Source organism: Streptomyces sp. NPDC002845 (assembly GCF_053591955.1).
In genome coordinates this window covers 16,229-27,130 of the sequence record NZ_JBSFUU010000108.1, presented here as the reverse complement: position 1 = coordinate 27,130, position 10,902 = coordinate 16,229, and the positions used below count along the sequence as shown (strand labels likewise).

The following is a 10,902-nucleotide window of genomic DNA, read 5'->3' as shown; positions in this document are numbered from 1 at the left end:
TGGTCACGGTGCTGCAGAAGGCCACGAACCTCACCGACCGGCAGGCCGCGGACGAGGTCCGGGAGAACCTGTCCTGGAAGTACGCGCTCGGCCTGGCGCTGGAGGATCCGGGCTTCGACCACAGCGTGCTGTCGGAGTTGGGTGCGGCTCGGGGCCACACCCGACGCCGATCGCAGCAGCGGCCGTCCAGCAGTGTACGGGTCTGGCCGATGTGCGGATGGTCAAGGGAGTGGCTGGCTGCGGCCACGGTCATACGAACTTGACCGGCGACGAGTTCGACGCCGTGGTGAGGGCTATTTGAGCACCGCCGACCGGCAGGTCGAGGAGTTGGATGAGGAGCACTCGCCCCGTTGCTCGCAACGACTGGAGAGGGCTGGTAGGGATACCCCTACCGGTGACTGACCGGCTGGCTGGGTCGAGGTTGGCGAATGCCTCTGACACCGTCGACGCATGCCCTCGACCATCAACGCTGGCCACACAACCCGGGCGATACCGCAGTACTCGTTGGCACGGGTGCTCGCCGTGTGGGCCGCCGCGGCCGCACCCATGGCGCTGCTCGCCTGGGTGGTGGCCCCGGCGGCGGCCGGCCCGGACCCGACCGCGAACCGGTTCGCGGTGACCCTCATCATCGCCCTCACCGCCGGGCTCATCTGGCAGTTCGTGCTCGTCCTGCTGCTCGTCGGGAAGGAGCAGGGCAGCCTCCGGTGGAGCGTGGTGCGCGAGGCCCTGTGGCTTCGCGCCCCCTCCGACCACAAAGGACGGCGCGGGGGCCGGCTCTGGTGGTGGACCGTACCGTTCATCCTCGTCCTCGTCGCGCGCCAGTTCGCCACGTCCGGCCTGCCCGCACCGTCTAACCGCGACTTCGGGGAGATCCTCTCCTCGCCCTCCGGCCAGGACCTGATACGCGGCGACTGGGCCCTGTTCGTACTGATCCTGGTGATGCTGCTGTTCAACACCGTGCTCGGCGAGGAACTGCTGTTTCGCGGGCTGCTGCTGCCCCGCATGAGCGGCGTCTTCGGCCGGGCGGACTGGGCCGCCAACGGCGTGCTGATGGGCCTCTACCACCTGCACCAGCCGTGGGGGATTCCCCTCTCCATCATTGGTGGCCTGCTCTTCGCGTATCCCACCAAACGGTTTCGCAGCGCATGGATGGGTATCATCGTGCACTCGACCAACAGCGTGGTGATAGCCGTACTCGTCTTCCTCCTGGTCATCTCGTGAACGACCGACGGTCGGGCGCGTCAGCATGAGGCGCTCCACTGAATCGAGATCCTCGGTCCCGCTTGACCGGCGGCACGATCAAGATCATCTCCGCGGAGTAGCCGCGATGTGAGCGGTGAGTCTCACCTCATATGTGTCGCCGCCGGCGGCTACTCGGCAGGATCCTGTCGGCACCGATCACCGTCGAACCCACCGCCATCGAGGGTCATGACCCGTGCTGGGTCCTGTCGATCCAGATTGAACCTATCGGCGAGCTCAACGGCTCAGGGACATGGGGAAGGTGCGGGAACGAGCGCTACCGGCCCGCTCAACTCCCTGTTGAGCGGGCCGGTAGCGCTCGTTCGCCGCGGCGGGCCTCGGCCGGAGCCGGGCCGTCAGCGTCAGTAGCAGTTACGGATCTTCCACACCGGAGACCAGTTGTACTTGCCAGTGGTGTTGATCGGGACGTTCTTCAGCACGTTGCCGCTGGAGCCGTAGAACGTCGCGGTGGCGGGGAGTGTCTAATTAACGGCGGATCCGATGATCAAGGAGACGCCTGATGAGCGAGACCGCCGCGGAGTCGATACCTGTCCAGGAGCCGGCTGGTGAAGTGTCCGGTGCGAGGACAGACGAGCAGTTGGTCGCGATGCTCGTGGACCGTGCCCGCAGCGAAGGGCTTCAACTGACCGGAGAAGGCGGGCTGCTGCAGCAGCTGACCAAGCGCGTGTTGGAGTCCGCCCTGGAGGGCGAGATCACCGACCACGTCGGCTATGAGAAGCACGGCCCGGCCGGCAAGAACAACGGCAACAGCCGCAACGGCACCCGCGCCAAGACCGTGCTGACCGACGTCGGCCCGGTCGAGGTGAAGGTGCCCCGCGATGTGGCGGGCACCTTCGAGCCGCAGATGGTCAAGAAGCGCCAGCGCCGCCTGACCGGCGTGGACGAGATGGTGCTGTCGCTGTCCGCGAAGGGCCTCACGCACGGGGAGATCTCCGCGCACCTGGCCGAGGTCTACGGCGCCGAGGTGTCCAAGCAGACCATCTCGATGATCACGGACAAGGTCATGGAGGGCATGGCCGAGTGGTCCAACAGGCCGCTCGACCGCGTCTATCCGGTGCTGTTCGTGGACGCCATCAACGTCAAAATCCGTGACGGGCAGGTGGCGAACCGGCCGATCTACGTCGTGATGGCTGTGACCGCGGAGGGCCATCGCGACATCCTCGGGATCTGGGCCGGCGACGGCGGCGAGGGCGCGAAGTACTGGCTGCACGTGTTCACCGAGCTGAAGAACCGCGGCGTCGAGGACGTCCTGATGCTGGTCTGCGACGGGCTGAAGGGGCTGCCGGAGGCGGTGGAGACCGTCTGGCCTCGCACGATTGTTCAAACGTGTGTGGTTCACCTCCTGCGGAACAGCTTCCGTTACGCGGCCCGCCAGGACTGGGACAAGATCGCCAAGGCGCTGAAGCCGATCTACACGGCGCCGAACCAGGAAGCGGCCGAGGAACGGTTCCTGGAGTTCCAGGAGACCTGGGGCACGAAGTATCCGGCGGTCGTCAAGCTCTGGTCGGACGCTTGGGCGGAGTTCGTGCCCTTCCTCCGCTTCGACGTCGAGATCCGCAAGGTCATCTGCAGCACGAACGCGATCGAGAGCGTGAACGCGCGGATACGCAAGGCCGTGCGGGCTCGCGGGCACTTCCCGAACGAGGCCGCAGTGCAGGGAACACGGGAAGTCGCAGGTAGAACTCGATCACCACGCCGCCTCCGAACGCGCCTTCGGCGGGGCCGCGTCCGGCCGGTCGGTGCGGCACGACGCGTTCGCCCGACGCTCGCACTGGCTTGTCGACATCACCGTCGAGCTCACCACCGGCCGGACCCTCGTCATCGAGTACGACGGCTCCTACTGGCACGCGGACAAGTACGAGGTCGACATCGAGAAGTCCCGGGACCTGCTCGCCGCCGGATACCTCGTGGCCCGGCTGCGTGAACACCCTCTGACCCCACTGCCGATCGACGATCCAGCCTATGCCGAGTTCGTCGTCCACTCGGCAGCGCCCACACCGGACGCCACGATCGAACAGGTCAAGCAGTGGGCATTGGCCGCGCAAAGGCGCGGCGGCGTGTGAGTCGGGCTGCCGCTTGCCTCACCGCCAGGCGAGTGGCCCAAGCGATCAACCGGCGCTCGGCCCACAGCCTCCGCGCCCGGTGCTCATCCCCGCCGGGCGTCCTGGTGGGTGACGACCCAGGACGCGAGCAGGCGCAGGCCGTCATGGAAGGGGGTTCCCTGCTCGGCGGTCTACACGATTCAGGCCGGGCTGAGCGTGGGCCGAGCAGACTCCCGTCTGCAGACGCAGGCGTTCTGGTCGCTCGCGATGTACCTGCTCAACGGCACCCTGTTCGTCCTCGTCGGACTCGAGGCGCAGGCGGCCGTCCGCGGCCTGTCCGGTACGGACCTGACCGGCGCACTCGTCACGGTGGCCGTGGTCTCGGTGACGCTCGCCGTGGTCCGCTTCACGTTCCTGACCGCCTCGACCTACACCATCCGGCTCCTTAGACCGACGCCCCCAGCAACTCGAACGCCGCATGGGCCACCGCGCCCGCGTGGTCAGTGCCCTGGCCGGCTTCCGGGGAGGTCGTCGGCTGGGCCGCGAAGCCCAGCCGGTTGTGCGGCCGCCACTTGGACTCGAACAGCTCCTGGTCCGCAGTCGCGGTCGCGCCATGTGGTCGGCTCCTCCCGTGTTGGGTCCCAAAGAGAGGGCTCCGGGCGCTCTTCGGCGCCTCCGCTTTCACGCCAACTCCCCGCCGCGTTCCAGGGCCGCTTTCACGGCGTCGACGCAGGTGAACTGTCGGCAGCCGGCAGCGAATCGGCGAGATGCTGTGGCGTGCATGCCAACGGACGACGACCGCATGGCATCGAGAACCTCCAAGTCAGAGGCACGATGCTCGCTCACCTCATCGGTCGATGAGGACGATTCGATCGGCCCTGGCTGGATTGTGATCGATGCAGGCCGACCCTCGTGATGATCCATCAGTTTTTGTCAGTGCCCGCTGATACACCCATATCCACAGGGGCAGCATCATCAAGTTGCCAGGTCACAGGAGGGGGAAAGGGCATGCCGCCGGAGGGATTTCACGAGGTTCGTCGCCACATCCGCAGGAACCCTCGGCCACGCGGCAAGAAGCTGGGCGGCTGGACCATCGCGGGAATCGTCGCCTTCATCTGGCTGTGGGGACAGATCTTCGGGTTCGGCAGCAGCGACAACGGGGCCGAGACGAACAAGCCGGCCTCCACTCCGTCGGTGTCCGCATCGCCGAGCCGGTGATGGGCGGCATCCGGATGCGGTTGCGAGCGCCGCGCGGTCGCCGCGAACGGGTAGCAGCGGTCCTCGTCGCCCTGGCCGTGGCCACCGTGCTGGTGCAGGCAGCCACGGCGCTGTGGCGCGCGATCGTGCGCGGGTGGCCGTTCGCGGTCGCCGTGGCGGTGGCGAGCCTGCTGGCTGTCGTCTGGTGGCAGGTGCGGCGGGTCCGTCTGCGGCGGACCCAGGCTGCGCTGATCGCGGTCCTTCAACTCCCGCTCGACCGGATCGACTCGCTCGGTGATGCGGAGTTCGAGTTCGCTCTGCGGGATCTCCTCATCCGTGACGGCTGGTCGGCGCAGCGGGTCGGGCAGGCCGGCGATCAGGCAGCCGACGTCATCGGCCGACATGCCCAGCGTGGGCGGATCGTGCTGCAGGCCAAGCACACCACCGTCGGCGGGAAGGTCGACTCGAAGGTGATGTACCAGGTCAAGGGGACCGCCGGCCCCGTCCACAAAGCCGATGTCGCGGTCGTGGTCACCAACGGCGGCTTCACCCGGGATGCCAAGGCATGGGGCGAGCGGCACCAGGTCCACTGGGTCGATCGCGAACGGCTGCGGCAGTGGGCTGAAGACGGAGTCCCGCTGCACACCCTGTTGCGACTGCCCGCCCGCAAGGCACGCAGGACCGCGGTTCGACGAGCCGCGTAGCGCGGGCCGCCGAAGGGCAGAGCAGGGGGAACGGTGTTCGACGAGGACGGGTCACTGGACCCGGTGTTGAAGGTCATCCTCTGGCTGATCCTCGGCTTGGCCATCGCCAAGGTCGCCTGGCAGTGGCTGACTGAGGACGCGTGGCCTTGGCTGCGCGACGATGTGAGTGACTGGTTCACGGAGGACGTCTGGGGATGGCTCATGGGGCATCCCTGGTGGTTCGCGCTGATCATCCTGGGCACCCTGGTGCTGCTGTGCTTCGTGGTCTTCTCCGACCGAGGCGGCTACGTTGTCCCCTACAGCGACACCGAAGTCGTGGAGGAGGAGCACGCCACCGCGCCGGTCGCCGATGCGCCCAAGGTCCTGACCTTCCGGATGAAGCAGCTCGCCGCCATGAGCGCGGACGGCTTCGAGCAGGCGTGCGCCGACCTGCTCGCGCGGGACGGGTTCCAGCGCGCCCGCCGGATCGGCGGCTCCGGAGACCTGGGGGCGGACGTCGTGGCCTGGGACGACGACGGCGACAAGATCGTTTTACAATGCAAGCAGTACAGCGGCACCGTCGGATCCGAAGCCGTGCAGAGGTTCAACGGCACCGCGGTGCCCGAACATCACGCGCAGGTGGCCGTCATCGTCGCCCTGAACGGATTCACCCGGCCCGCGACGGACTTCGCCCGGCGCCACGGAATCGTCCTCGTGGGCCGGCCGGAGCTCAAACGCTGGGCCCACGGTGAGCATCTGTACGCCGTCGTCGACGAACAGCACTCACCGGCGTAGCCGACCAGCCCGTTTTGGGCTGGCCGCCACGATCGGCGCGGCAACCCGCTGCTCGCGCGGGACGCGAGGGGTGACGTTGCTGAGTGCCAGTACGAGGAGATGCAGGAAATCGTCGTCAACAACGTCGTGGTCCGGCAGACCCACAAGCAGCGTGCCCCGATTCCGGACAACGACCTGACGTCCCAGCGGGAGCAGCCGGGCCACCACGACCGGCCCAGCGTCATCAGCGAGTACCGCGAGTTCGTTCAGCGGCACTCAGGTGAACTCCCCTGGAACACAAGGCCCAGGACGTAAAGGTCACCGGGCGGCAGGCCTACCTGTGGGCCGGAGCAGCCGCGTTCACCACGGGCGTGAACGCTGATGCCTACCGTTCCGTTGGCCACCATTCGTGACGGTATGGCTGGGGGCAGAGTGATCCGCGCTCAGGTTCAATGAGCGACTCTGTCGGGGATCTTGAGATTTCTTGATCATTGCCCTTGGCGCCACCAGCGGGGGCGGGGTAAGTCGTTCTCGTCGAGGTACTGCTGGAACGCCGTCGGTGAGCGGAGGCGGTAGGTGGAGTCTGCCGGTTCCTGGGTGCTGAGCCGTTCGATGTTGACGGCGATCGCGGTCAGGACGTGCTGGACGTGGGCCTTGGACACGCCATGGTAGCGGCAGCGGCGCATCCGGTGGCCGTTGACCAGCTCGTTCATGGTGCCCTCAATGCCGGAGCGTGAGGCGTAGAGCCGCTGCCACTGCGGGTCCTGCTGGTCGGAGCGGTTCCGGGCCTGGAGTTCGTGGAGGTGTTGGGGGAGGAAGTTCACGGTCCGTGCCGCCCCGGAGGTGCACGAGGACTTTTCGGGGCACGGCCCGCACTGCCGCTTGTCGAACCGGACCACCGTGAAAGGGGCCATCGCCGGAAGCTCGTTCCAGTTGCCGCTGACCTGGCCGTTGGGGCAGGTGACCTCGCGGCGCTCGAAGTCGATGATGAAGTTCTCCCGGGCGAACCCGTCGCCGGTCTTGCGCTGCCGGGAGTTGTTGGTCCTGAGCGGGCCGACCATGGTGACGCGGTGGGTGCGGGCGGCGGCGTCATGGAGTACGACGGAGGTGTAGCCGGTGTCGACGAGGTGCTCGGCGGGCAGCAGGCGGCGGCGCTTGAGCCGGGTGTGGATGCCGGGCAGGGCCACGCTGTCGCCGGTGGGGACGGTGGTGGCCACGTCCGTGATGACGTTGATACTGCCTTCGTCGCAGGTCTCGGTGGCATGCGCGAGGTAGCCGACCCAGGTCCGGTGCCCGCGGCGCGTGTAGCGGGCCTCGAGGTCGTAGGGCGACTCCAGGCGCCGGCCGGTTGGCGGCAGACCGTCCTTCTCGGCCCGAGGCCGCAGCCGGCCCCGGGCATCGATGAGGAAGTGCTGCACCATGATCTGACGCAGCGCCTCCGCCGCGGGCCCCGGCGCCGTGCCCGGGCGGCGGCTGCGGACGCGCTCAAGGAGCTCGGCGGCATCGTTGCCGGTCTGCTTGAGCCGGGCGGCCGGATGGCTGGCTGGCTGGCTGACCAGGCGGACCTGCCGCCCATAGCGCTGTGCCCAGTCCTCGTCCACCAGGCCGTCGAGGATCTCCGGGGTGGTGCGGGCGCACTCCTCCAGGGCGGCGCGGACCGTCTCCAACACCAGCTCCAGCCGGGTCAGTTCGCGCACGGCGGCCCGCAGGTAGGTGGAGTCGGTACGCTGCCGCCCCCGCGCCTTGACCAGCCCCGCTTCCCTCAGCCGGGCCAGCGCAAGGTCCAGGAGGGCATCGGCGCGGTCGTCCTGGGCCAGCCGGTCGCGGAAGTCGGACAGCACGCTGTGATGGAAGCCGGGATCGTCCAGCTCGAGCGCGAGGGCGTACTTGAAGTCGATCCGGCAGCGCACCGCCTCGGCCGCCTGCCGGTCAGAGAGGTTCAGCAGGAACTGCAGCACGCTCACCGTGGCGAGCTGGGCCGGTGACAGGCCGGGCCGCCCGTCCCGGGGGTACCAGGCATCGAAGTCCTCGTCGTGCCACAGGCCGTCCAGCCGGTCCCGTACCCACATCGCGGTCGTGCCCCGGGGATTGCTCGCCCGCGCCACCCGCGCTGTCGAGGACGGAACGTGCTCACCAGAACGGGGACGGAGAGACACCGGCTCACCTCATGTTCGGCAGTCGACCTTCGGAACCAAGCCGAGCCTGCCCGACGACCATGCCCTTCCGCCCAGGAACCTCAAGATCCCCGACAGAGTCCCTCAATCTTGACTGGTACGCACCAGTGCGCCGTTGGAGCCGGGGGCGTACTCGCGACGCGTGTTCTTCGCGATCTTTTGCCTGACCGCGTCGGCGAGGTCGACACCCTGCATCTCCGCGATCGCCGTCAGGTAGAGGAAGACGTCGGCGAGTTCTTCACCGTGGTCGGGCAGGCCTTTGCGCCACGCCGTGAATGCCTCGCCGACCTCGGCCGTGAGCAAGCCGAACTCCATAGCGATGTCGGTGGTGTTGAAGCCCTTGGCGAGTTTGTTCTCCCAGGCGAGCTTCTGTGCCTCGGCGATGTCCACGGCAGATCCCCTTGACGGTGCAGTGCGGCGTTCTCGGGGAACAGTAGCGAGGCTCAGGCGCCGGAGAGGCAAGAACGGGACAGGAGTCAGCCGGTGGGGCGGCAGCCAGCTTCTGGCGCCGTCTTGTAGGTGAGAACCGTCGCATGGCTGTCCAGGAGCCGGAAGACGCGCTGGTAGGCGTGGGATAGTTCGGCGATCGCCTCCAGATCGGGTGCCTGACCGTCGCGGGCCTTGAGGCGGCTGTGCACGATGGCCGCGGGGGCGGTGAGGTGGAGGAAGATTCCGTCGCGGGTGGTGACGAGGTCGGCGAGTTCGAGTGCCTGGTCCCAGGTGAGGCGGGAGCGGTCGCGGTAAAGAGGGCCGTAGACGAGCTCGCTGACGAAGCTGCGGTCCAGGACGAGCCGGCCGGGCCGGGCGAGGAGATCACGGTAGCGGCTGGTCAGGTCCTGGTGGTCGGGCGTGCGGGGTGAGTGAGCTGCGGTGAAGTCGTGCTGGGTGACGAGGAGGTCGGCCAGCGTGCTCTTGCCGACGCCGTCGCCGCCTTCGAGTACGACCGTGCGGTGGCCGGCGATCTCCTGAAGAGTCATCCGCCGAGCCACGCGGTCACCTCGTCCGGTGTGCGGAGCACGGCGTCGACGCCGTACTGGATCATCAGGTTACGGAAATTGGGCTCGCGGCCTGCCGCGTGGGTGTAAGTGCTGTGTGGCAGATACGCGGCGACCGGCTGGCCCGTGGCGCAGGCTGCCCCGATGAGAAGGGCGGCTCCGGGCGGGGTCTCGGGGCCTGAGGTGTCGACAACGATGCGGCTGGAGCGGAGAGCGGTGGCCCAGTCGTGGCGCGCGGCCGTGAGGGGGTCGCCGGCGTCGAAGCGGGTCGGATGGAGGACCGTGGTCCCCGTGGTGGCGGGAAGTCCGGCGCATGCTGGGGTGTACGGGCTGGGTTCGACGAACGCCGTGTGGGCGTCTCGGGATGGGCGGGGTGGTGCCGCGGCCGGGGAGGGGAGTTGGAGGACGGCGTCGACGCAGGCCTCGATGGCCTCCTGGATCTGGGTGTGGTTGCGGGCGGCGAAGTCCGCGAAGCGACTGCCGCCCGTCGGCTCGCCGGGGGTGCCCAGACGGGGGACGCGGACGATGCGGGCGGCGAGGGCGTCCAAGAGAGGATCGGGGAACACGGAGCGTGGGCCGTGGAGGATGGCGGAGTAGTCCTGGAAGTCGGTGGTCATCCCAATCACGGAGGCACCGAGGGCTGCGGCGTAGCCGATCTCCATGCAGACGCCGTCGTCCGGGCTGGGGCCGTGGACGATGGCGATAAGGGCGCGGATGCGGCGGAGGCGGTCGCGGTCGAGTTCGAACAGGCGCTGGCCCTTGATGTCGGCGACGAGGTCCTCCTCGTCGGTGTCGCAAAAGGGGAGGAAGACCTGGTCTTCGCCGAGCTTGACGGCGAGGCGGTCGGCCAGGTCGGCGGCGAGGGCACGGTCGTGGGCGGCGAAGAGACGGTGTGCGACGTAGTGCATCGGACGGCCTCCTGCTACGGGTCAGGACGGGGCACGGCGTGGTGCGGGGACGGTAAGAGGGAACCGGGCCGTGTGGCGGGTGGCGGCCTGGACCGCGAGGTCGAGGGCGGCGGCCGGTGGAAGGTGTCGCGCGCGGTGCGCGAGGTAGGCGCCCGCCAGGGTGTCCCCGGCACCGGTGATCTGCCGGACGGTGGGAACGGTGGCGGGAGCGACAGGTCGTGGAGCGTGGCGGTGCGCGAGCACGCGGGCGGGGCGGGGGCCGTCGGTGATGACGGTCTCCGGGCAGGGGCTTGGGCGGCCGGTGTGGTGGCTGAGGAGCGCGTGTTCCTGGGCGTTGACGAAGATCGTGGTCGCGTGGTGAAGCCAGGGGGTGGCGGCGGGGATGAGCTGGGGGGCACTGGGGAGGTGGAAGTCCAGGCTGAAGGCGCAGCCCTGTGCGGTCAGCGCTTCGAGGACCGTGGGGACGTCAAGGGGGTGGCGGCAGCTGACGTGGAAGACGGCCCGGGGATGGCGGTCGATCACGTGGAGGGCGTGGGCGGTGAGGTGCCCGGCGGCCCCGTAGTCGGTGTCGACGTCCGTGACGGTTTCCGTTTCGTCGTAGTGGATGGTGAACGCGGCCGACGGCTCGGGGGCGTGGTGGAGGAGGCTCCAGTCCAGGCTGGGAAGACGCGTGTCGTCGGCCAGAATGGAAAGGTCGTCTCCGACGGCGGCGGCGGGCGCGGCCGTCAGTCCGGCGCGGGCGGCCGCGGCGGCCAAGTGGAGGGCGGCGCCGCCGAGTTGGTGTACCGGCCGGTGGCCGGGACGGTGGATGTGGTCGAGGGAGATGTTGCCGATCACGATGGTGCGCTGCATCGCGGCTCTCTCCTCGG

At 68.6% G+C, this 10,902-nt stretch carries 11 protein-coding genes and 2 pseudogenes; 8 read left to right on the top strand and 5 right to left on the bottom strand.

The genetic code is table 11. The annotated features are described in order from the left end of the window. The 8 genes and pseudogenes from ACWD3C_RS43300 to ACWD3C_RS43265 all read left to right on the top strand — a co-directional run. Window positions 1-137, top strand: a pseudogene (locus tag ACWD3C_RS43300) (transposase); the annotation flags it as partial. A gap of 313 nt (window positions 138-450) precedes the next feature. Further along, window positions 451-1,221, top strand: coding sequence for a CPBP family intramembrane glutamic endopeptidase (locus ACWD3C_RS43295; RefSeq protein ID WP_451153384.1), 771 nt, complete (start codon window positions 451-453; stop codon window positions 1,219-1,221). 538 nt (window positions 1,222-1,759) lie between these two features. Then, a pseudogene (locus ACWD3C_RS43290) lies at window positions 1,760-2,953 on the top strand (IS256 family transposase); the annotation flags it as partial. Window positions 2,954-3,167: 214 nt separating this feature from the next. Continuing rightward, a complete protein-coding gene (locus ACWD3C_RS43285) occupies window positions 3,168-3,323 on the top strand; it encodes a hypothetical protein (protein ID WP_451153382.1) in 156 nt (51 codons plus the stop codon). A 987-nt stretch (window positions 3,324-4,310) separates the two neighbouring features. Continuing rightward, complete coding sequence (locus ACWD3C_RS43280; RefSeq protein ID WP_451153380.1) at window positions 4,311-4,520, top strand: hypothetical protein; 210 nt, start codon at window positions 4,311-4,313, stop codon at window positions 4,518-4,520. Further along, a complete protein-coding gene (locus ACWD3C_RS43275; RefSeq protein ID WP_451153386.1) occupies window positions 4,520-5,203 on the top strand; it encodes a restriction endonuclease in 684 nt (227 codons plus the stop codon). The genes ACWD3C_RS43280 and ACWD3C_RS43275 overlap by 1 nt, the downstream gene beginning before the upstream one ends. A 33-nt stretch (window positions 5,204-5,236) precedes the next feature. Continuing rightward, window positions 5,237-5,977: a restriction endonuclease gene (locus ACWD3C_RS43270; protein ID WP_451153378.1), complete on the top strand. Its 741-nt coding sequence runs from the start codon at window positions 5,237-5,239 to the stop codon at window positions 5,975-5,977. A gap of 99 nt (window positions 5,978-6,076) precedes the next feature. Further along, on the top strand, window positions 6,077-6,271 hold the full coding sequence (locus ACWD3C_RS43265; RefSeq protein WP_451153376.1) for a hypothetical protein: 195 nt from the start codon (window positions 6,077-6,079) through the stop codon (window positions 6,269-6,271). Window positions 6,272-6,444: 173 nt separating this feature from the next. Here ACWD3C_RS43265 and ACWD3C_RS43260 read toward each other — a convergent pair whose 3' ends face one another. From ACWD3C_RS43260 to ACWD3C_RS43240, 5 genes are all read right to left on the bottom strand, one after another. Next, window positions 6,445-8,112, bottom strand: a complete 1,668-nt coding sequence (locus tag ACWD3C_RS43260) for an IS1182 family transposase (protein ID WP_451153374.1) — start codon at window positions 8,110-8,112, stop codon at window positions 6,445-6,447. Between the two features lie 102 nt (window positions 8,113-8,214). Further along, on the bottom strand, window positions 8,215-8,520 hold the full coding sequence (locus tag ACWD3C_RS43255; protein WP_361456999.1) for a MazG nucleotide pyrophosphohydrolase domain-containing protein: 306 nt from the start codon (window positions 8,518-8,520) through the stop codon (window positions 8,215-8,217). An 86-nt stretch (window positions 8,521-8,606) separates the two neighbouring features. Next, window positions 8,607-9,107, bottom strand: a complete 501-nt coding sequence (locus tag ACWD3C_RS43250; RefSeq protein WP_451153372.1) for a hypothetical protein — start codon at window positions 9,105-9,107, stop codon at window positions 8,607-8,609. Continuing rightward, window positions 9,104-10,033 carry a nucleoside 2-deoxyribosyltransferase gene (locus tag ACWD3C_RS43245; RefSeq protein WP_451153370.1) on the bottom strand — a complete coding sequence of 310 codons (930 nt, stop codon included), beginning with the start codon at window positions 10,031-10,033 and terminating at the stop codon, window positions 9,104-9,106. The genes ACWD3C_RS43250 and ACWD3C_RS43245 overlap by 4 nt, the downstream gene beginning before the upstream one ends. A gap of 21 nt (window positions 10,034-10,054) precedes the next feature. Further along, window positions 10,055-10,885, bottom strand: coding sequence for a PfkB family carbohydrate kinase (locus tag ACWD3C_RS43240; RefSeq protein ID WP_451153368.1), 831 nt, complete (start codon window positions 10,883-10,885; stop codon window positions 10,055-10,057). Window positions 10,886-10,902 lie beyond the last annotated feature (17 nt).